Here is a 21,413-nt window from a genome sequence, read left to right as displayed (position 1 = left end):
ATTTAGGCATGCCCGACTTCATTGGATAGATTGGCGTCCTGAATCCCCAGTAGCTGCATCGCAGCCGGTAGCCTTTCTTCTGTTGGCATATCGAATATCACATTGGTTGATGCAGGCACGGTCAACCAGGCGTTCTGAGCCAATTCATGTTCGATTTGTCCCGCAGCCCAGCCTGCATAACCCATCGCGATCAAGACTTGATCCGGCCCTTCGGCATTGGCGATGGCCTTTAAAATATCCAACGAGGTGGTCAATCCCACTTCCCCATTCACAGCCAGCGTGGATTGCCACTTACCGACCGGTTGATGCAGCACAAATCCGCAGTCGAGTTGCACCGGCCCGCCAAATAACACCGGCGCCGCATCCGCCAGAGAATCTGCCGGTGGAATCCCCAATTGTTTGAAAAGATTGATCAGTGTCAGATCGGTGGGGCGGTTGATGACGATACCGAGCGCGCCTTGCTCGTTATGCTCACAAACATACGTCAGTGTTTTGGAAAAGACAGAATCTGCCATTGCCGGCATTGCAATTAGAAAATGATGTGTCAGATTAATACTTTTCATTGCGAATGTGTTTTGACCGATGAACTGACTATTCTGATTTCTCTCTTATCCGATATCTTTCCAGTGTAATGCCGCGCTCAAACCCAGTATGCGGTATGAGTCATTAATTTCGATCCAAGTTTCATGGTTAACTTTACCGGCAACGGCAGTTCTGCGCCACCATATGACAATGCCATGGTCGCATGACTGGCTTCGTCAATTTTCATTTGCGACACGATGGCGCGGCTTCTCTCGTCATGATTGGGCAAACGCTCCAGATGACCAGCCAGATGGGCGCCGACTTGGTGTTCCGTTTCGGCAAGAAAACCCAGGTTCCATTTATCCCCCAGCATGCCTGCTACTACACCGATGGCAAAAGATCCGCCGTACCAGAGCGGGTTCAGGAAACTTTTATGCCCGCCCAGTTCAGCGATACGGCGCTCCGTCCAGGCCAGATGCTCGGTTTCTTCACGCGCGGCCTGCATCAGTGTTTGCTGCACCGTTTCGTTGCGTGCTGTCAGTCCCTGCCCCTGATACAACGCTTGCGCGCATACTTCACCGACATGGTTCACCCGCATCAACGCACACGACAATCGTTTCTCCGCATCCGTCATTTCAGCTTCCGGCAGTTCATTGCCAGGCACAGGCCGCAAAGTCTGGGCCGGCGTCGAGAGTGTCCGCAGGGCGCTGTCAAAACCAATGATAAGCTTATCGATAGTAATCATCGTCTTCTACCTCATCCTTGAATAAGAATTGACGCGCCATTATAGGCCGATATGCCCGCATTTAGGTACACTAAAATTTACCCGGTTATAATTCCAACCCCATTTGTCTAGCCAATAACGTAACCGGATGCAACACTTCGACATGAATTCCTTTTTCATACAATCCATTGGCTATATGCATCGCGCAACCGATATTCGAAGTCACCAAGTACTGAGCCTTGCTTTCCTGCACCGTAGTTATCTTATTTTGTAGCAAAGTATCCGCAATTTCGGGTTGATCGATGAAGTAAGTACCCGCAGCACCACAGCATTGGTCATTACCAGCTAAAGACACCGCTTCCGCGCCAGGTATCCGGGCAATCAGTTGATAAGGATATGCCTGCTCACGCAATACATATCGCAAACTGCAAGGCTCGTGCACCAGGATTTTTTGCGCCAATGGGACAATATCAATACTTTCCCACCCTTTTGCCGCCACCAGAAAATGGTTGATATCCATAACTTTGCCCTGCTCACTGGCAACACCGGATTCCAGTAATTGCACACCGCAACCCGAGGCGGTACTGATCACCGTATTAAATTCAGCAAACGCCGATTTATTCCGCTGCACCAGCGCATTGGCTTGCTCCAGCGCGCCGCTATGCTGATAGATAGCGCCACAGCACGTTTGATTGCGCGGAATATGGACCGTGTAGCCCAAGCGATTCAATACATAAATACTCGAATTTAAGGTAGCCACATCGGTCACACGCGCCACACATCCCAAAAATAATGCAACTTCACCACGTTTCTCGCCCTGCGCGGGATAAACCTGCTGCCAAATACTATTATCGCTCGCAGCATTTCCCCCATCCGCAGCCGCTGTATAGGGAAACTTAACTACAGGAAGCTGAGCGATGAATTTAAATATTCGATTTTTTTCGATCAAACCTGATTTCCGCAACCCGCGCAGCCATTCTCTTTTTTGCAGGAAATGTAGCAATCGGCGTAACCGGTCCAAACGCGCAGGCTGGGTCAGCAATAGCCGTTCCAGCGCAATGCGCCAGTTTGACCTCCGGGCTACTGCCACGGACTTTGATTGATCCGCAATAAGAGCACGCGTTTCATCAATAAGACGCCCATAAGAAACGCTATTTGGACAAACCGCTTCGCAAGCCCGGCAAGTCAAACAACGGTCCATATGCTGAATAAATCGCGCATTCAAAGCAATCCGCCCATTGGCAACACCATTCATTAAAACGATACGCCCGCGCGGAGAATCCGCTTCCGATTTCAACACACGATAAGTTGGACAATGCGGCAAACATAAACCACATGAAACGCACTGGTTTGATTCAGCGATAATCAAATTCTTGGAAAACTTTGAGAGCAATTTATAATCCCGCTTCAGAAATACTGTAATTGGACATGATATCCGCACTTACTTTAATAGCATCATGGTAATACATGGCTATTTTATCACTTGTCAGAATTGCAACAATTACTGTAAAATTAAATGTTAATTAAATTCAAGCTTCACACTTTTAGACTGACAGGTTTATAGGAAAAACATGGTTATAATTAGATTGGCAAGGGGTGGTGCAAAAAAACGTCCGTTTTTTAATATGGTAGTGGCTAATTCCCGCTATGCACGTGACGGCCGGTTTATCGAACGTATTGGCTTTTATAATCCACGAGCCGCTGGTGGCGAAGAAGCATTGCGCGTTCAATTAGATCGCGTTGCTTATTGGCAATCTCAAGGTGCGCAGTTATCGTCAACAGCAACCCGGTTAATCAAACAATTTTCCACCAGCAAAGCAGTGCCAGCAAATAGCTAAAATAAGCGAACAAAATACACCGATGGTGATAATGGGCCATATTATCGGCCCATTTGGCGTTTATGGCTGGGTAAAAGTTAATCCGTACACAGAATACATCGATGGATTAATGGATTATCCAATGTGGTGGTTAAGTAAAGATAGTAAAAACTGGCAAAAGGTGCATGTTGTTTCTGGTCGCATAAACGGTAGCATCCTAAATGCAAAATTCGCCGAATATACCGATCGCACGCAAGCCTTCGCCTTAAACGGAATGCAGATAGCGGTCCCGCGCGACCAGCTTCCTGACTTATCCGAAAATGGAATGAACGGTTATTATTGGTCGGATTTGATCGGCACTACGGTGCAAAATCTAGCGGGTGAAGAATTAGGCAAGGTTATTGGTTTACTTGAGACGGGCGCAAATGATGTTTTGTGCATACAAAATGGAAACGAGGATAAAAAAGAAATTCTCATTCCTTTTGTTGATCAGTTCATCAGCAAAGTTGATTTGAAGCTTTCTCGAATTACGGTGGATTGGGGCAAAGACGATTAAGGTAATAATGAGCGATGCCTTTTGAATGCGATGTTATTACGCTATTTCCAGAAATGTTTAATGCCATCACGCACTATGGCATAACAGGAAAAGCGAGCAAGAATAATATCTTTCAACTCAACACATGGAATCCGCGCGACTTTACCAGCAATAATTATCGTACTGTCGATGATAGTCCGTACGGGGGGGGGCCCGGAATGGTCATGATGGCTCAACCGTTGGAAGATGCCATCATACAAGCCAAAGCGAGACAGCATGCTGCTGGGATTGAAAAACCCACGGTTGCTTATCTAACACCCCAGGGAAAACGGCTTGACCACCAAATGGTGACGCAGCTGAGCAAAATGCCAGGACTGATTATGCTGTGCGGGCGATATGAAGGGGTGGATGAGCGCCTAATCAATCGTCAAGTTGAAATTGAGATTTCAATTGGCGATTATGTGGTTTCCGGCGGCGAGCTGGCTGCAATGGTGCTAATTGACTGTATAGTGCGGCAAATCCCGGGAGCCTTGGGTGATCCCGAATCTGCGAATCAAGATTCATTTGTGGAGGGATTACTGGACTATCCGCATTACACGCGCCCTGAGGTGTATCAAGGGGATCGTGTGCCGGAAATATTGATGTCAGGCAATCATGCCTATATCCGCCGTTGGCGTTTACAGCAAGCACTCGGCAGAACATGGTTAAAGCGTCCTGATTTATTTGAGTTGAAATTTGCGTATGGCTTGACGCGGGAAGAAGAAAAACTGTTGGAAGAATTTAAACAATCCTGTAAATCCAGGTAGAAAGAGGGGAAATATCATGAACATTATTGAACAATTAGAAGCAGAAGAAATTAAACGCCTGAATAAAGAAATACCTGATTTCTCTCCGGGAGATACCGTCATTGTCAGCGTTAATGTGGTTGAAGGCGACCGTAAACGCGTTCAGGCTTACGAAGGCGTCGTAATAGCCAAACGTAATCGTGGTTTGAATTCAGCGTTCACAGTACGGAAGATTTCAAGCGGAGAAGGCGTGGAGCGTACTTTCCAGACCTATTCGCCATTGATAGCGAGCATAGAAATTAAGCGCCGTGGTGACGTTTGCCGTGCAAAACTCTATTACCTCAGAGATCGCGCAGGCAAGTCGGCCCGGATTCGCGAGAAACTGCCAGCTCGTGCTTCTTCAGGTGACAACAAAAACGCAGCAGCCGCAGAGTAAGACGCAGTACAACAAACATCACATAAGGATCAGTGCGATGTCAGCACTGATCCTTCTTACCTAATCTCAGAAGCACCGCGCAGATTGACACATGCAAGGGCAAGCAGCCCCCTACTTGTTGACCTTATTAAGCAGTTCCAAAACATTCTCCGGCGGACGGCACAATTTGGCTTGGTTACCCCGCACCACGATGGGCCGCTGAATCAGATCTGGATTTCTAACCATAGCCGCCAGGATTTCATCGTCCGATGCCGCACTTAAGTCACGCGCTGCGGGCTCATCTTTGCGTAGAATATCACGCACCGGCAAGTTAAGTTTTTGGATCAACTCGCTCAACTTTTCCGCTGTTAAAGGCACCTCGTAATAATTGATCGACTCGAACTCTTCGCCACTTTCTTGGAGTAGAGATAGAGCCGCCCTGCATTTGCTGCAAGTTGGTTTTTGATAAATAACGATCTTGTCACTCATATTCATTCCCGTCTGCTGGATCGATATTTTCTAACTGCGCGATAAGAAACCGGTTATTTCACACCACACTCAGCCGAAATTGCCTTATGCGCGGAAGTCGAACCGCTCAATCCGAATGTATCCACGGTTTCCGTGCCGCGAGCCGATGCACCTTTAACCACTAGAGAACTTCCACGCTTGATCGCATCCGTTATTTTATTATCGGTTGCTTGATCGGGAGCCCATGCTGAGTCATCCTGAGTAAACAGCTTGAAATTCTGATTATTAACGGTAACCGTCGCATCACTTCCCGGTTTATAGGGATAACCGGCGATATAGCTGAAAACATTTTTACTCTTTTCCGCAGGGCGATGCGTAATCAGCGCAAATACATCGCCACGCTTTGAGTAATTCCCTTCCGATTTTTTCGGCTGGCTCACCATGTAACACACTTTGCTATTGTTCTCCATGAACATATAGGCAGTCCAGTCACCATGCTGGCCGAGCAGTTTGGGCTCTGCGGCTTGCGCTGCATTACAGAATGAAAAAATAACACCAGCCAATATCAATTTTCTACATTTCCGCTTCATTTTGAAAACCTTGAGAAGTATTGTCGATACGATTTTTCAGCGAATGATCAGTATCAAAAGTGAAACATCATCAATTACAATGACCAATCATCCGCCAAGATGATTAACAGCCTTCCATCTTGTAAATATAAAAACCGTTTTTAGTGATTTCATCAACCACATTTGCCGGAGCACTCTGGCTATGGCAAAAACTGCATTCCCGGCTGGTCACAACCGCATCGCTCTCACCGATTGTTGTCAGCCACTGCTTGGCATAGTCAACCGCTTTTTGATCATCTTTCACCGCTGTGAATACATCAAAGTGCATGGTATGTCCATCTTTTGCCTTAACATACGTATCGTAAACATGAATTTGCATAAAAATTTATTTCCTTGAAAAAGATAATTTATAGCACTGTGCACATCCTAAAAAACGTGCCGCATTGCAAACGAAAAGTATATTAACTATACCAATTTATTGATTAAACCGCCATGCCAATTGCATGATCAGGAAATCAGCTCCGCACCAGGATTTGCATCGTTCAGAGGCACACACGGCTATTATTTCTTTCTGGCAACGATCACACCGTCACGAATTGGATTGATAAACGCATCAAAATCGGGATCATTAAAAATCAACCGGTTATGTTCCATAATCGCTTCAGTCGAACCGCGCACCGTCTCTTGCGGACCTTTTAACGCAACACGGCCATGCCACAGCACATTATCGGCAATATACAACCCGCCGGAGCGTATACGCTGCTTCGCCATCCGCCAGATTTCCGGATAATCGCCCTTGTCTACATCGTTATAACAAATATCGAATATCCCATCCGTTTGGGCAAAAACATCCTGCGCCAGCCCCACGCAAAATTCTATTCGTTGCCACACATCCGCAGCGGAAAGATATCTCTCGGCACGCGCGCGATTATTGGCATCCGCATCGCTGCATATCACACACCCGCCGGTGCCGACCGCTCTGGCAAACCAGTAAGCCGAATACCCATAACCGCTGCCAAATTCAAATACCCGTCTGGCGTTAATCATTTTCGCCTGGGTTTCAAGAAAAATACCGGCCAAGCGATTAACAATCGGAAAATTTCTCAGCTGCGCAAATTCCTCCATCTCAACAAGCACCGGGTGATCGCTGTGCGTAACCAAAGTGCGCATATACGCTTCAATCTCCGGATTTACCGGAATGAGTCCGTCTGATTCAGGAATAACCGCTGACTGACTATCGTTCACTGATTTCACCTCCATGATCGTACATCAAGGTGGAGTTGTTTTCTTTGAAGCCATTAATACGCACTCTTCACCGGAGTTTTTATCAAACAGAAAAACCAGGCTAGCAGCCACCTGGAACCTGAACCCCCGCATGACATCGCGGATCGTAATGGACTGTTGTCCGATTGCTGCCTCAACCAATGGCGGACTGCTCTGACCAATGCCATACGCACCGACCGGTGTTGTCCAGCAACGCGGATCGCTGAAACCGGCTTTCTGCGCCAGTTTACTTAACGTTTGGCTGGTAAATAAATGCAAATGCCTGGGCGGCTCAAGACCGCGCCAGGCAGCGCCAAACTGACTGTGCCCGTAACTTGCAGCATTCGGCGTCAGCACCACCAGCAAGCCATTGTGCTTCAGCAAACGCTGGCAAGTCATCAGCATCGCCGCGGGATCGTGCACATGCTCAATGACGTGACTCAAAATCACCACATCGTATTCAGCCGAGGCGCCCATAGTTTCAAGCGGCCCTAAGTGCACAGGGATTCCTTTCACGTTACGCACATGCTCCGCAGCCACCGGGTCAATTTCCTGCCCCATCACCTCCCAGCCCAGTGCACGCATGCGCGCCAGCCGTTTTCCATTACCGCAGCCCACTTCCAGCAATCGTCCCGGCGGCGTTTTGTCCAGATAAATACGCTTATAACGCCGCCGTTCACGCCGCAATCCCAGCAAATAAATACTAATAGTATGCAAAATGGCGCGAACGATGCGCACCCCGCGTGATTGCCGCGCATGATTCGCATGGCCGTGCGTATAATAATTGCGGTAAGCCTTGCCAATCTCGTCCACCGCCGGCCTGGGATCCAGCCAAATCAGACCGCACTGGGCATCCGTACATTTTCTCAGTGTCCATTCGCCTGGCGCGCCAAACAACCGGTCGGTCAGACCGCGATACAGGACTTCGCCTTGCTTGCCGCACGAATAGCAAGTTGAATTTGTTTCGGTGCCAATCCGCTCCGCTGACATCGTCATTTAAGTCCCTTTCGGTTTTTGTTGTTGCCAGACCATGGCGAGCGCGGTAATCGCCAGCAATAGCACCGGCATCCGGCTAAAAATGAGAAAAGCATCGGTCAACCCCGCCAGCACAATATAACTTACCAAACCCGCGCCCAGTATGCCCAGACCGTTTTTCTCAAACGCCCGGTACCATCCCCAGTATAGAAACAGCAAGATCAACATGCCAGGAACGCCGACATGCATGCCAATCTCAATCCAATCGTTATGATAGTGCGCAGTTTTCTGAAACGCCGGCAAGTCCTTATAAAGACCATTTTTATACGTCACAATCGCCGTGTCGAAATAGCGCTCCGGCATGCCTGTTCCATAACCCGTCAGCGGTCGTTCCGCAATCGCATGCAAGCCGACATCCCACATGGCCAGACGATAACCCAAACTAGAACTGTAATTGCCCTGCTGCAGCAATTCGATATCGCTTTTCACCAGCAGCAGCCGTTCTTGAAAAGCAGGACTGCTGTAGGCAAAAATCCCGGCAGCCGTCAATAGCGTAATAAAAATGACAGCGAATTTCCGGATGTCTATTTTGTAGCGTAAATAAGCCTGGAACACGATAGCGATCAGTGTTGCCAGCAGCAACACTCTGCCATATTGATGAAATTGCACAAAGATTAACGCCAGTGCCACGATCCATAGCACTATCCCCAGCATGACCGAGCGGCTCACGCACGCAAGTCCGACAGATACAATCGCGCCAGCGCCGAGCATCGCCGAAAAACTCAGATAGGACATTTTCAGTAGCGGAATACCCTGCTCTCCTATCGCCAGCCATTGATAAATACCCAGACCGAGGACAATCACATAACCGGCGGCCAATCCGCCGATCATCCACGGTATGCGTTCCTTATTCAGCAGCGAATACAGTGGGACCAGAATCAGCAAAGTAAGGTATTTCACCCATTTCATCCGCCCGCTATCCAGCCATTCGCCCCATGACAATCCGATCAGCAGCAGCGCACACAACAGTAGAATCGCCTGCACTAAGGGCACTTTAAGAGCTTGATTCAATCGAGATAGACCACCGTCCATCAGCCAAGCAATAACCAGCAATGGAATGGAAAGAAGATTCACTTCGCCACGCCAAAACCCCGCGCACACAAGAACCAACGCAAACCGGATAAATAATTCCTGCCGTGTGATAGATGTTTGCATAAGACCTGCCAATCGAAGTTTTTTTTAAACCGCTACAACAGCTTAGAAAATCCTGGGAGCACAGTCATTCCGTATCTCGTTTGTCAGCATCCTGTTGCTGCGCAGATTCGCGCTGATCTCCCTGCCACTCGCGCATTTCCAGCCGGCGCAGGCGAACAAAAAGTGTCAATAAAATTCGCAACCCTGCGGATACACCCGGCAAAATCCATACAGCGTTGATGCGCTTATCTTCGCGCAACCAGCCGCGCAGCATCAGTTTCGTAATGGTTTTGAAACCGGCCGTACCATTCCGCATCTGCAAGCACGACAACTGCGGCAATGGCGCTGGTGTCAGCCAATGCAGCCGCCCGCCTTGCCGCATCACTTGTTCCATCGGATCCGCGATCTTGGATGGTAAGTCGGTCAAAGTAGAGTTGCCGGAAACGGTCAGCACATTCTGCCGGGCCAGCGGATAACGCGACAAATAGAGTAACCGGTTGCGTTGCACCAATTCCCGGTAAGCCTTTCCGCGCCCAAACGACGCACCGGTTTCGTGACGAACGGTTGCATCCGGATGCACGCCCATGCGCCAGCCTTGTTGATCCAACCGCCGCCCCAGATCGGTATCTTCATAATAACCCCGGCCAAATTGCGCATCAAAACCGCCCATCGCCTGAAAAACAGCGCGGCGGATCAAAAATGCATAACCTCTGAAACGATAGGTAGCGATATATCCGCCCGGCTGCCGCACATAACGGCTGGCTTGTGTTTCCACACTATCGCCTTCCGTCGGGCTAATGACCGCCAGCCGGGGATCAGCGGCATAGGCGCCGCACAACCACGGCAGAAAATTATTCAATACTTCGATATCGGAATTCAGCACCAATACCCAATCGGCATCGGAACGCGCCACCGCGTCGTTGACAGACTTTCCATACCCCTGATTCTCAGGCGCATGGTAAACATGCAACTGCGGATAAGATAAATTGTCGAGCATGGCACGGGTTTCAACACCCGATGCATCGTCCTGGATATGGATCGTTCTGATTGATGAACCTAAATAGGCGATGACGGAATCAATGCACCGCTTGGTTAATTCCGCAGCATTATAAACAGGGATTACGACATCAATTATTGGGGTAGCAGTTTCACTCGTCATGTTCTGCCTAAGAAATTTTACTGCATCACATCCGGCCAAAAATCAAATAGCTTTCGCCCCAATTTTTTGACGGTCTTTGCTTCACCTCAAGACCTGCCTGTTGCATGATGGCGATAGCTTTTTCCTGCTCGGTATCCGTGCCAAGCTCTATGATCACGGATTTCAGCGCCGGATTTGCCAAAACCGCCGATGCGCCCTGCAAAATGGATATTTCAATGCCATCGACATCGATTTTTATGTAATTCGGCACCGGAAACCCCCATTGGCTGCACAGATCGTCCAACGTCACACCGAACATCCCTTGAATATGCGTTGCCGGGATTTTCATGTTTTCCAGATCTTCTTGCCCGAACTGCGAACGGTTTCCGCCGGGAATGAATTTGGGAATATACAACTTGGAAAACTCACTGCGCCCCGACACCGCCACGCAGTAAGATAAAATATTTTTCCCCAGATTGTTCAGAGAGATATTTTTGTTGAGCGCGTAGTAATTGTTGCTCTGTGGCTCAAAAGCAAACACTTGTACCTTATCGCCGTATTTTTGGGCCGGATATAGCGAATATTGCCCGATATTGGCGCCGATATCGAAATAGCACGAACCCGGTTCAAAGCTATCGAGCCAATCCAAGGTATCCGGTTCTTTTTTTGCATAAGTCTTGGCACGATTGAGCGTGCGCAAGTGATCGACAGAAATTAAAATACGCTGTCCTCTCACCAGCACATCGGTATAGCCGCCTTTCAATTTGTAAGCGGCCACCACCAACTCATTCAAGATGTCTTTTACCCGCATTCACACCACCTTATGGTTTATCGATACATATGACCGCTGCCCGGCAGCTTGAAACCGCACTTCAATCCACCAACTGTTCAAGCAACGATACATAACGGGGCAGCACATTAGCATCCGGATAATCCAGCATCTCTCTTAAAAAGCGCTGCCGGTGTTCTTCAATATAAAAGGAATCACAGCCATTGTTAAGAAAATAATCTATTTTCTCATACACTTCGTCGCGGCATTTCAGCTCAGTTTCCGGCATGTAATACGCCACCGCCGAACGCGCCGCGATCAAATAATCAGCCGCAAGCACCGGCTTTCTCGCCCTGACCGCTTCAAACACCACGGAAGTCGCCAGATCGATGATGACATCCGCCCAGTTCATCAAATGCACCGAATGCGCATCGTCGCTGGCAACACGCACATTGGGCAATTTCTTGATCGAACTGTCGGTGGTCAGGGATTGTTTCCAGCCACTACGGGTATGCGGTTTGATAACCAGCTCCACACCGGGAAACTCGGCGATCATATGAACCACTTCACCCACTTCTTCCCAGAATGTCGTGAAATTGGCTTTTCTCAGGAACATGACAATTTTAAGGCGGCTGTCCGAACGAATCAGCGGCGAAGGCGGCATCAATCCGGCCAGTATTTTCAGCCATTCCTCACAATAACGTGGCGAACCCAACACAGCGAGCTGGTTATCCGTCATAAACGGGCGGAAACGCACGGAACATAATTCATTAGGCACCACCACCTTATCAAATATGGTAGCCGCCGAGAATGTAATATCGGGCTCCACGCGTCTTTCACCGCGCCGGATCAATTGGCTGTAATGCGGACTATCGCCATGCGGCAGCGAGATCGTACCCAGACCGCGTTCTTTTGCCATGGCAATCACGACTTCAACCCATTCCAAACAAATCACCGAATTGCGTTCGATCCAGTCAAACGCCACAACACCCTTGCCGGTAGCACCAAAACACCGGTTAAGCAGAAAATCGGCGGTATGCCGCCACAACGGCTCACGTTGTTTTTCATCGTAACGATCGGCCAGCTTCTGAGCCAGACCGCCGATTACTTTGATGCGCCGCACATTGCGCGTCAGCATCAGCATCTGTAAACGCCATTTTATATACTCGGCCAGCGGAAACAGCTCTTTCATATGCGCAACGCGCACACCTTCGAGTTGACTCAAGTATTGAACGCGGAAATCGCGGCGGAATTGGGTGGAACCGATTAATACCACATCACATTGATGACCGGACTTAATCCATTTGTAAATGACCGGAGTGACATGATCGATATCGTTATAGTGACGAAGAAAAAAAAGCGCTTTCATTGCTGTGATGCGAAGACAAAAATATTCAGGATACGCAGCATCTCTACTATTTCCCCAGTTTAAACAAAAGATTCTGAAAAGCGCGCTCATTCTACTCTTGCGACTATCCAATTACCAGCACACCAACCGGGATAAAATCACAGCGCAAAAAAAACGTTAAATTTAACAATAAGTGTTGCCCAGAAAAGAGGAAAAACCGGATAATCAGCACATCGCCTTAGACGGTAACTTTTTGTACTCAACCATTAACCAAATACACAACATTTTCATGAAAACAATCGCTGTCATACCGGCCCGCATGGGCTCATCGCGTTTCCCCGGCAAACCCCTGGCAAAAATCCTCGGACGCCCAATGATCGAACACATCTATAAACGTGTAGCCATGAGTAAATCACTCGACGCCACGTACATCGCCACTTGTGATGAAGAAATCCGTCAAGCCGCCGAAGGTTTCGGCGCCAAAGTGATCATGACCTCCGATACGCACGAACGCGCCAGCGATCGCGTCGCGGAAGCGGTCGTGTACCTGGATGCCGATCTGATCGTCATGGTGCAAGGTGATGAACCGATGACACACCCCGATATGATCGATACCGCCGTAGCGCCTTTCAAAGATAACCCGGAGCTGGGCTGTGTCAACCTGGTACGCAAAATTGACCACGAAGCCGATTACCTCGACGCCAATACCATCAAGGTCGTCATGAATCAACACAACGACGCGCTGTATATGTCGCGCCGCCCGATTCCGACAATCGCCAAAAGCGGTTTTGCCGATACCGCAGCGTACAAGCAGGTCTGTATCATCCCATTCCGCCGCAGCACCTTGTATCAATACACACATTTGACACCGACACCGCTGGAAAAATTGGAATCGATCGACATGCTGCGGCTGCTCGAGCATGGCATGCAGGTGAAAATGGTGCCTACCGGATTCGATACGCAGGCAGTGGATACCCCCGCCGATCTGGCGCGGGTTGAAAAACTGATGGAATCCGACCCGTTACTTTCCCGCTACTAGGAATCATTATGTCATTGAAATCAAGATTGAACCGGTCTGAATTGACCATCGGTTCATGGGTCACATTGGGGCATCCTTCGATTGCCGAAATCATGGCATCCGCCGGATTTGACTGGCTGGTGCTGGATATGGAACACAGCGTGCTGGAACTCAGCGAAGTGCAAGCCATTATCCAGGTGCTGGACGGCAAGCAATGTCCGGCCATCGTGCGCCTCACGTCGAATCATCCCGATCAGATCAAACGCGTCATGGACGCTGGCGCCACCGGCATCATGGTGCCGATGATCAAATCCGCCGCCGATGCCGAAGCGGCTGTCGCAGGCGTGTACTACCCGCCGCGCGGACAACGCGGCGTCGGCCTGGCGCGCGCACAAGGCTACGGCGCAAGCTTCCAGGCGTACCGCCAGTGGCTGGAAGAAAACGCGGTGATCGTCGTGATGATCGAACATGTCGACGCCGTCAAAGCGATTGACGAGATTCTCGCTGTTCCCGGTATCGATGCGTATATCATCGGCCCGTACGACTTGTCCGGCTCGATGGGACGCCCCGGCGATCTCAATCATCCGGATGTGCAAGCAGCCATCGCGCAAGTGCTGGAAGCAGGCCGCCGCGCGCAAAAACCCGGTGGCATTCACGTCATCGAGCCGGATCCGCAAGCATTGCAGCAACGCATTCAAGCCGGTTTTAATTTCCTCGGTTATGGATTGGATATCCGCATTCTCGATTCCATCTGCCGCACGCATTTACAAAGCATCCGCGCAACATTGAAAACATCATGAGTTCATTTGTCATTTCCACTTCGTCGTTCGACACCGTCAACAATCCGGCCATTCAGCGCTTGTTGCAACAAGGTTTTCAGGTCATCACCAATCCGCACAAGCGCAAACTCACCGAAGATGAAATCATCGCATTGCTGAGCGGCGGCGCAACTGGCATGATCGCGGGTATTGAGCCACTGACCGAACGAGTGTTGCAAGCCGCGCCGAATCTGAAAGTCATTTCACGCTGCGGCGCCGGGATGGATAGCGTCGATCTGGCGGCAGCGAAAAATCGCGGCATTCAAGTGCTGAATACACCGGAAGCGCCCGCGCAAGCCGTGGCAGAGCTTACCTTGGGTTACATCCTGAGTTTATTGCGGCAAATCAATCCGATCGACCGGGCAGTTCGCAATGGCGAATGGCCGCGCACGCAAGGCCGCTTGTTCGCGGCGCAAACCGTCGGCGTCATCGGCCTGGGACACATCGGCCGCCGCGTCGCACGCTTGTGTCAGGCGTTTGAAGCCACGGTGGTCGCGCATGATCCGTATGCCAGCCAAATACCGGACGGCGTCAGCATGCTGCCGCTGGATCAATTGCTGGCCAGCGCCGACATCATCACGCTGCATACCCCGTATAGCGCGGATATGCATCATCTGCTCGATGCCAAAGCATTCGCCGCGATGAAGCCCGAGGTCATCGTCATCAACGCCGCACGCGGCGGATTGGTCGATGAAAGCGCGTTGCTGGCCGCATTGCAGTCCGGTAAAGTGAGCGCCGCAGCACTGGATGTTTTTGAGCAGGAACCGTATCACGGCCCGCTGCTCGAATGCGGCAACGTCATTCTGACTTCGCATGTCGGCTCCCTGGCCCGCGAATCGCGCCAGCGCATGGAAATCGAAGCGGCGGAAAATCTAGTGCAGGGTTTAATCAAAGCAGGTCTCATCAAAAACGGATAAACACTATGGTGAATGAAACGGTTGTGGTATTTGGCGCCAGCGGTTTTTTGGGCAGCCATGTCGCAGATGCATTATCGGCTGCGGGCTACCGGGTGCGGTTATTTGACCGCAGCCCATCGCCGTTTCTGAAAAGCAACCAGGAAATGATCATCGGCGACATCATGAACCTCGATCAAGTGATCGAGGCTGCCAAAGGCGCTTCGATCGTATACAACTTCGCCGCGATCGCCGACATCGACGAAGCCAACGACAAACCGATCCCGACCGCGACTATCAACGTACTGGGCAATATGCACGCGTTGGAAGCCGCCCGCATCGCCGGTGCGCGACGCTTTGTGTTCGCCAGCAGCATTTATGTCTATTCCGAATCCGGTTCTTTTTACCGCGCCAGTAAGCAGGCCGCGGAACGTTTCACGGAAACCTACCACGAGCGCTACGGCCTGGATTACAGCATTCTGCGCTATGGCTCGCTGTATGGCCGGCGTTCCGATAAACGCAACGGCATCTACCGCATGCTGCACGAAGCGGTCGCGCATCATTCCATCACCTACAAAGGCAGCGGCGACGCCATGCGCGAATATATCCACGTGGAAGATGCGGCACGCATGAGCGTGCAAATCCTTGCACCCGAATTTGCCAACCGGCACATGATTCTGACCGGCCAGGAAAGATTACGCATCAAGGATGTCATGACGATGATCTCGGAAATCCTGCCGTGGCCGGTGGAATTGCATTTCGACGAAGCCAATGCGGTGCATCACTATGAAATTACGCCGTATGCGTTTCAGCCACGCATCGGGCGCAAGCTGGTGCTGAACGAGCATGTCGATCTGGGGCAAGGCATTCTCGATTGCCTGCGGGAAATTCATCAGGATTTGCATCATGGCGATGAAAATGACGACGCCACACCATCCACGTCAGATAATCGCGCATAAGCCATATGAAAAATTTTGACTGGCAAGCAATCATTTTTGATTTCGACGGCGTCGTGGTCGAATCCGGAAAAATCAAAACACAAGCGTTCGCGGAACTCTATCGCCCGTACGGCGAAGAAATCGTCGCACAAGTGGTGCAATTCCACACGCAAAACGGCGGCATGTCGCGCTACCGCAAATTCCGCCACTTCCAGGAGCATTTCATCAACAAACCGCCATTAACGGAAGCGGAAGAACAACAACTGGACATCCGCTTTTCCGAGCTGGTGGTGGAAGCCGTCATCGCCGCCGAAGCCGTACCCGGCGCGATCGAACTGATTCGCCAACAATCCCAAAAAATTCCATTATTTGTCGCTTCCGGTACACCGGAAGTCGAGCTCAAAGTCATCGTCGAACGGCGAGGACTCACACCCTACTTCACCGCTGTACGCGGTGCACCAGCACTGAAAAAAAACATCATCGCGGAAATTCTGGCAGCACATGGACTGAAATCCGAATCGGTACTGATGATCGGCGATGCGATGGCCGACCTGGAAGGCGCGCAAGCCAACAACACCGCTTTCCTCGGCCGCGTCTTTCCCGGCGATCCGAATCCATTCCCGGCGCATATCGAAGTCGTCCCGGATTTACGCGGCTTAGTGCAATAAACGTTGGCAGTTCCGTGATGCAAAGACGCGTTTATCCGGACATCGAATCGTTAAGCCAAGGCTTCGCCGAATTTGCCGCTGCCGCACTACGCGATACCCTAAGCCGCAAACCCCAAGCCACCCTCGTCGTCCCCGGCGGCAGCACGCCGCGCCATTATCTGCCCGCGCTGGCAAAATGTAAGCTGCCTTGGGATCGGATTACTGTCACGCTGTCCGATGAGCGCTGGGTTGATGTCAACGACGATCAATCGAACGAAAAACTGATCAAACAGCACCTGCTGGCACACCTCCCGGTTAATACCCCGTTCGTTGGCCTAAAAACCGCGCACGACAATCCATTCGATGCCATCGAAGCCCTTCATCAACGCTTGGACTCGCTACCCTTACCGGTCAGTCTGACGGTGTTGGGCCTGGGAGAGGACGGCCACATCGCCTCGCTGTTTCCCGGCATGACCCAGGATTCGCTATCGGCGCACCACTGCATCGCCGTTGCGCCCCCCATCGCAATGTCGCTACGCATGAGTCTTTCGCTGAAAATGCTAGCAAGCAGTGAACAGATTGTGCTGGTGGTTACAGGGGAAAGTAAGCGGCAATTGTTGGATCGAGTGAGTGAAAATCCTGATTCGAAATTGCCGATTGTTTGGTTAATACATCACTCTCAAGCAACGATCAATATTTTTGAAACGGATATTGTCTGAGCAATTGTGCGATATCAATACCGCACTATTGCTTATCCATATAATGAGCTATCCATCGGAGGTAAGTAATGCGATATCTAGTTTTACTATTTTATTTTGTCTCATCGGTGTGTTTTGGTCAAAGTGCAAGTTACAAAGATAGTTCATTGAGTATCAGTGAAGTTACGGTCCCGTTTTCACCCGGCATAGTTCATGATGTGCAATTCAAATTAGCCGAAGATGGCCGTTGGGATTTATTGAATTATTCAAATGGGCCAGCAGGGGTAAGAAAGGTTCGTTACGGTGTCAGTGGCAACTTTTGTTCAGGTTATTGCAGCACTCTCCTTGAAGTAACTAAAGTAGTATTGTTACTAACGAGATCAGCTTCTTTCTCTGACGATGGACAGACTCTACCAACTATCAGTGCAAATACCTTAAACACTGAAGAATCATGGAATTCACTCGTAAAACTTATTGATTTTGCTTTTTTTGAGAAACTACCAAATGGATTCGGATGTCCGGGTTGTGCGGATGGTCCTATATATTTTATTGAAATCTATTATGAGCAAAAATATAAACGCATTGAGTTTGAAAAAGAAACTGATGTAGTTGAAATAAAAGCATTTTATGAAAAACTCAAAGCTATTTCAGATGAGCAAACTATAAAGTTTAATCAAGCGCTTGAAAAGTTATGATGTCATCGCGTGTGATTATCAAAAAATAGTAGTTATCGGCTTTATCCGATCGAATTGGCGCGACTCAAGCCGGAAAAAGAAATAGCCTAAAAAATATTGCAAGCATCGGTTATCCCCCTATCACTCTGCACAACCAATTTTGGCTTGCTGTACATAAAAACTTAAAGGTTTCTCGGTTTTTCGGATTAAAAAAGCCGTCATGGGATAATCAATAACCGTAATAGCAGCCAAGGCAGTCATAGTTGTCGCAGCACAGGGTATCGCGTCGAGAATATAAATGACAATGTCATGATCGGATTCAAAGATCCCATCTACCAGCAAACTATTACCGCCCGAGCTTTTTACACCTATTCCGCCGACGATCAATTGAAAACTCTCAAAATCAATTCCCGGCAGCGGATCAGGTTCGCTAACAACGAGAGTGAGTTCATCATAAAGCTGCGCCCATTCCTCGTGTGTTTTGATAATCTTTACCCAAGGCTCTGTTCTCTCCAATCGACCGGGCAAATCTAACACGATATGCGAATAGATGTCGCTTGCTGACACATTTTGATAATTAAAACCCGTGAACAGCATTACCAATAAAATTTTCTGAAAAAAGCACTTCATAAATTTCTTCTCCAATAAATCTCATACTTTCCTTTTCTTATTGTACCCAGTACTTAACAATCATCTTCATTATTTACCAAAATACCGGACTTTTCATGTCATCATGCAGCGAAAAATCAGCAAAAATTGGTCACCGCATGAGATGACCTTAAATCCGGCAACCGCCTAATTACTATTTTCTTCCACCGGAAGTTTTTGCACCCACGTCAAACAGCTGGTGTGCGACTCCCCCGCCATGGTGATGCAGTCGTTATAACCCGCAACATTATTTTGGTATGCATGCTGGCAGTTGCGCACATCGACTTCGAGCTCATAAAAACAAATGCGTAAGCCTTCCTGCTGCGTGATGTTGTTTTCAAATCCCGGTTGCGGTTGCGGTGTTGGATTGCCGGATTGATGATGCCGGGTTGAATCGCCAAGGTGCGCGGCACCAAAAACCGGCCTTGATAGCCTTCCGGCGGTGTAAACGCGTGCAGGCTGGCACTGGCGCTGAGTAAACAAAATACTGCGATGAGCGGGCTGATTTTTTTAAATCCGAGTTTCATGATGCGTATCTCCTGAATAATTAAGCGGCCTATACGCGATGTACTCTGGTTGCCGAGTACGCCGTCATTAAGAGATACGTATCAATGGCTTTATTGAATGCAGATATCGAAAAAATTTTGTCCGGACATCCGTCTGTATCATTTCGATAACCGCCTCGTGAACCGAGGACATCGATCATGAATTGGATTATGATCATGAAACACCTTGCTCCAACCGGGTATCGCAGAGCGGATCCGGTTAGGCCGCGCGGGGCTATCGCGGTGTGCATTACCATCGGCTTATCCATCTCATCGATACCGGGAGGTTGTTATGACAGGTGAATTTCAGATCAGTGGTCAGAATGCGGCAGCACTGTTTACGCTCAAGCTTCATCGCGGCGATGGCATGGCGCTCATTGCCATGAGTTGGAAGAATGGGCGGCCGCCGCAGGATTTCGTCGGTTTCGCCATCGAATACAAGGAACCTCGCGGCGATCGATTTTTCGCGTTGAAAAACCGCCTCGGTTTTCGCGGCGCCGATGGCAAGCTCAATACCACCCAATTATCGACGCGGCTCTCGCCGATCCAGAAATTCCGCTGGGTGCATTTCCCGCGTAACGCCGAACTCGAAGGTGAATTCATCTACAGAGTCACGCCGGTGTTTATGAATACCGCCGATGAACTGAGTTATGGCGATGCTCAGGAAGTGGCTATCGAACTGCGGCGCGAAACTTATCCGGGATTGCTCAACGTCACGTTCACGCGCGGCTTCGTGTCCTCGCAGGCATTTGTCGACCGGTACGCATCGGCGGGTGACATTTCGACATTATTACCGGCGAAGGCAACCGATGGGTTGACTTTTACCCCGGCCCACCCCAAGACTAAAGAAGCGCTGGCATGGATGGGCTTCGAGGCGCGCAATGCCATCCTCGAAGTGCTCGATCAAGCCATCGCCGACCCGCAGGCTCAGGTTCGCGTGGTTGCTTATGATCTGAACGAACCCGGTGTTCTGACGCGCTTGGAGAAGCTCGGCAAGCGTTTGAAGATCATCATCGACGACAGTCAGGAACACGGCGAAGATGACGCCAGTGAAAATCTGGCGGCACAGCGGCTCACGGCCTCGGCGGGGACAGAAAATGTGAAGCGGCAGCACATGCTGTCACTGCAACACAATAAGACCATCGTGGTTGATAGCCCCAACATTCAGAAGGCCGTATGCGGCTCGACCAATTTCAGTTGGCGTGGTTTTTTCGTGCAATCGAATAACGCCATGATTCTGCAAGGGGCTAGCGCGATCAAACCATTCCTGGCGGCGTTTGAGGGCTATTGGTCGCAGAAGCCGAAAGATTTCACTGGCACGGCATCGGCGCTGTGGAACGATCTGGGTTTGACGAAGATCGATGCGCGTGTGGCGTTTTCACCCCACAATAAGTCGAATGCGCTATTGAAAACAGTGGCTAACGACATCGGCGGCAAAACAACATCGTCCCTGTTCTATTCGCTGGCGTTCCTGTACCAGACGCCTGGGCCAATTCTCGATGCGATCACCAATGTGACCAGTAACACCGATATCTTTGTGTATGGCATTTCCGACCGCAAAGTCGGCGGTCTCGATTTGCAAAAACCGAACGGCAATGTCGCCCCCGTTTTTCCTTCCGCACTGACGAAAAACGTCCCTGAACCATTCTCCGCGGAACCGGCAGGCGGTGGCGGCATCCGCATGCACCACAAATTCATCGTCATTGACTTCGATAAACCCAGCGCCCGGGTTTATCTCGGCTCTTACAATTTTTCCTCCCCGGCGGACCTCAAGAATGGGGAAAACCTCCTGCTGATTCGGGACCGCCGCATTGCCGTCTCCTACATGATTGAAGCGCTGCGCATTTTCGACCACCACCATTTCCGTGTCGCGCAACAGGAAGCCAAGAAAGCCCGGAAACAATTTGTGCTCGCCAAGCCGCCACGGACCCCCGGTGAGAAGCCCTGGTGGGACGAGGACTACACCGACGCCCGGAAGATTCGCGATCGGGAATTGTTCGCGTAGATATGCA

Annotated in this window: 26 protein-coding genes; 12 read left to right on the top strand and 14 right to left on the bottom strand. The window is 50.0% G+C overall.

Annotated elements, in window-relative coordinates; genetic code table 11:
- Nucleotides 1-2: 2 nt before the first annotated feature.
- The 3 genes from R2083_RS02180 to R2083_RS02170 all read right to left on the bottom strand — a co-directional run bounded on the left by R2083_RS02180 (nt 3) and on the right by R2083_RS02170 (nt 2,687).
- Nucleotides 3-563, bottom strand: coding sequence for a YqgE/AlgH family protein (locus R2083_RS02180; protein WP_090315508.1), 561 nt, complete (start codon nt 561-563; stop codon nt 3-5).
- Nucleotides 564-640: 77 nt separating this feature from the next.
- On the bottom strand, nt 641-1,267 hold the full coding sequence (coq7, locus tag R2083_RS02175; RefSeq protein WP_317537353.1) for a 2-polyprenyl-3-methyl-6-methoxy-1,4-benzoquinone monooxygenase: 627 nt from the start codon (nt 1,265-1,267) through the stop codon (nt 641-643).
- Nucleotides 1,268-1,352: 85 nt separating this feature from the next.
- Entirely contained in the window at nt 1,353-2,687 is a 1,335-nt protein-coding gene (locus R2083_RS02170) for a (Fe-S)-binding protein (protein WP_317537352.1), read from the bottom strand.
- 130 nt (nt 2,688-2,817) lie between these two features.
- Here R2083_RS02170 and rpsP point away from each other — a divergent pair, with 130 nt between their 5' ends.
- The 4 genes from rpsP to rplS are packed head-to-tail and all read left to right on the top strand — an operon-like array spanning nt 2,818 to nt 4,819.
- Nucleotides 2,818-3,084 (top strand): 30S ribosomal protein S16, encoded by a 267-nt coding sequence (gene rpsP / locus R2083_RS02165; RefSeq protein ID WP_317529915.1) that lies wholly within the window; start codon nt 2,818-2,820, stop codon nt 3,082-3,084.
- Nucleotides 3,085-3,115: 31 nt separating this feature from the next.
- Nucleotides 3,116-3,619: a ribosome maturation factor RimM gene (gene rimM / locus R2083_RS02160; protein WP_317537351.1), complete on the top strand. Its 504-nt coding sequence runs from the start codon at nt 3,116-3,118 to the stop codon at nt 3,617-3,619.
- A 14-nt stretch (nt 3,620-3,633) separates the two neighbouring features.
- Nucleotides 3,634-4,404, top strand: a complete 771-nt coding sequence (gene trmD, locus R2083_RS02155; protein WP_317529913.1) for a tRNA (guanosine(37)-N1)-methyltransferase TrmD — start codon at nt 3,634-3,636, stop codon at nt 4,402-4,404.
- Between the two features lie 16 nt (nt 4,405-4,420).
- Nucleotides 4,421-4,819: a 50S ribosomal protein L19 gene (gene rplS, locus R2083_RS02150; RefSeq protein WP_317529912.1), complete on the top strand. Its 399-nt coding sequence runs from the start codon at nt 4,421-4,423 to the stop codon at nt 4,817-4,819.
- A 111-nt stretch (nt 4,820-4,930) separates the two neighbouring features.
- Here the strand turns inward: rplS and R2083_RS02145 are convergent, their stop codons facing one another.
- From R2083_RS02145 to R2083_RS02105, 9 genes are all read right to left on the bottom strand, one after another.
- Complete coding sequence (locus R2083_RS02145; RefSeq protein WP_317537350.1) at nt 4,931-5,287, bottom strand: arsenate reductase family protein; 357 nt, start codon at nt 5,285-5,287, stop codon at nt 4,931-4,933.
- A 53-nt stretch (nt 5,288-5,340) separates the two neighbouring features.
- Nucleotides 5,341-5,856, bottom strand: a complete 516-nt coding sequence (locus tag R2083_RS02140; protein WP_317537349.1) for an invasion associated locus B family protein — start codon at nt 5,854-5,856, stop codon at nt 5,341-5,343.
- 103 nt (nt 5,857-5,959) lie between these two features.
- Nucleotides 5,960-6,214, bottom strand: a complete 255-nt coding sequence (locus tag R2083_RS02135; protein WP_317529909.1) for a DUF2024 family protein — start codon at nt 6,212-6,214, stop codon at nt 5,960-5,962.
- 182 nt (nt 6,215-6,396) lie between these two features.
- A complete protein-coding gene (locus R2083_RS02130) occupies nt 6,397-7,080 on the bottom strand; it encodes an O-methyltransferase (protein ID WP_317537348.1) in 684 nt (227 codons plus the stop codon).
- Nucleotides 7,081-7,104: 24 nt separating this feature from the next.
- Entirely contained in the window at nt 7,105-8,094 is a 990-nt protein-coding gene (locus R2083_RS02125) for a class I SAM-dependent methyltransferase (protein ID WP_317537347.1), read from the bottom strand.
- Nucleotides 8,095-9,288: an O-antigen ligase family protein gene (locus R2083_RS02120; RefSeq protein ID WP_317537346.1), complete on the bottom strand. Its 1,194-nt coding sequence runs from the start codon at nt 9,286-9,288 to the stop codon at nt 8,095-8,097.
- A gap of 64 nt (nt 9,289-9,352) precedes the next feature.
- Nucleotides 9,353-10,426, bottom strand: coding sequence for a glycosyltransferase family 2 protein (locus R2083_RS02115; RefSeq protein ID WP_317537345.1), 1,074 nt, complete (start codon nt 10,424-10,426; stop codon nt 9,353-9,355).
- 25 nt (nt 10,427-10,451) lie between these two features.
- Entirely contained in the window at nt 10,452-11,216 is a 765-nt protein-coding gene (locus R2083_RS02110) for an FkbM family methyltransferase (RefSeq protein WP_317537344.1), read from the bottom strand.
- Between the two features lie 61 nt (nt 11,217-11,277).
- On the bottom strand, nt 11,278-12,543 hold the full coding sequence (locus tag R2083_RS02105) for a hypothetical protein (protein ID WP_317537343.1): 1,266 nt from the start codon (nt 12,541-12,543) through the stop codon (nt 11,278-11,280).
- 268 nt (nt 12,544-12,811) lie between these two features.
- On the opposite strand from R2083_RS02105, the gene R2083_RS02100 reads away from it, so the two are divergent.
- The 7 genes from R2083_RS02100 to R2083_RS02070 all read left to right on the top strand — a co-directional run bounded on the left by R2083_RS02100 (nt 12,812) and on the right by R2083_RS02070 (nt 18,229).
- Nucleotides 12,812-13,561 carry a 3-deoxy-manno-octulosonate cytidylyltransferase gene (locus tag R2083_RS02100; protein ID WP_317529902.1) on the top strand — a complete coding sequence of 250 codons (750 nt, stop codon included), beginning with the start codon at nt 12,812-12,814 and terminating at the stop codon, nt 13,559-13,561.
- Between the two features lie 8 nt (nt 13,562-13,569).
- Complete coding sequence (locus R2083_RS02095) at nt 13,570-14,340, top strand: HpcH/HpaI aldolase family protein (RefSeq protein ID WP_317529901.1); 771 nt, start codon at nt 13,570-13,572, stop codon at nt 14,338-14,340.
- Entirely contained in the window at nt 14,337-15,275 is a 939-nt protein-coding gene (locus tag R2083_RS02090) for a phosphoglycerate dehydrogenase (RefSeq protein ID WP_317537342.1), read from the top strand. The genes R2083_RS02095 and R2083_RS02090 overlap by 4 nt, the downstream gene beginning before the upstream one ends.
- 5 nt (nt 15,276-15,280) lie before the next feature.
- Complete coding sequence (locus R2083_RS02085; RefSeq protein ID WP_317537341.1) at nt 15,281-16,210, top strand: NAD(P)-dependent oxidoreductase; 930 nt, start codon at nt 15,281-15,283, stop codon at nt 16,208-16,210.
- Nucleotides 16,211-16,215: 5 nt separating this feature from the next.
- The gene (locus R2083_RS02080; RefSeq protein ID WP_317537340.1) at nt 16,216-16,857 is read left to right on the top strand and encodes an HAD-IA family hydrolase; all 642 of its coding nucleotides are present in this window, start codon (nt 16,216-16,218) and stop codon (nt 16,855-16,857) included.
- A gap of 17 nt (nt 16,858-16,874) precedes the next feature.
- Nucleotides 16,875-17,555: a 6-phosphogluconolactonase gene (gene pgl / locus R2083_RS02075; protein WP_317537339.1), complete on the top strand. Its 681-nt coding sequence runs from the start codon at nt 16,875-16,877 to the stop codon at nt 17,553-17,555.
- Between the two features lie 68 nt (nt 17,556-17,623).
- Complete coding sequence (locus tag R2083_RS02070; protein WP_317537338.1) at nt 17,624-18,229, top strand: hypothetical protein; 606 nt, start codon at nt 17,624-17,626, stop codon at nt 18,227-18,229.
- A 120-nt stretch (nt 18,230-18,349) separates the two neighbouring features.
- On the opposite strand, the gene R2083_RS02065 is transcribed toward R2083_RS02070, so the two are convergent.
- Both R2083_RS02065 and R2083_RS02060 read right to left on the bottom strand, forming a co-directional pair.
- The gene (locus R2083_RS02065; RefSeq protein ID WP_317537337.1) at nt 18,350-18,853 is read right to left on the bottom strand and encodes a hypothetical protein; all 504 of its coding nucleotides are present in this window, start codon (nt 18,851-18,853) and stop codon (nt 18,350-18,352) included.
- A 150-nt stretch (nt 18,854-19,003) separates the two neighbouring features.
- A complete protein-coding gene (locus tag R2083_RS02060) occupies nt 19,004-19,339 on the bottom strand; it encodes a hypothetical protein (RefSeq protein ID WP_317537336.1) in 336 nt (111 codons plus the stop codon).
- 354 nt (nt 19,340-19,693) lie between these two features.
- On the opposite strand from R2083_RS02060, the gene R2083_RS02055 reads away from it, so the two are divergent.
- Nucleotides 19,694-21,406 carry a phospholipase D-like domain-containing protein gene (locus R2083_RS02055; protein WP_317537335.1) on the top strand — a complete coding sequence of 571 codons (1,713 nt, stop codon included), beginning with the start codon at nt 19,694-19,696 and terminating at the stop codon, nt 21,404-21,406.
- Nucleotides 21,407-21,413: the final 7 nt, after the last annotated feature.

The organism is Nitrosomonas sp. Is35 (assembly GCF_033063295.1).
In the GTDB taxonomy this organism is placed as follows: Bacteria; Pseudomonadota; Gammaproteobacteria; order Burkholderiales; family Nitrosomonadaceae; genus Nitrosomonas.
The sequence above is the reverse complement of the archived record's forward strand: the minus strand, read 5'-3'. Positions and strand labels throughout refer to the sequence as shown.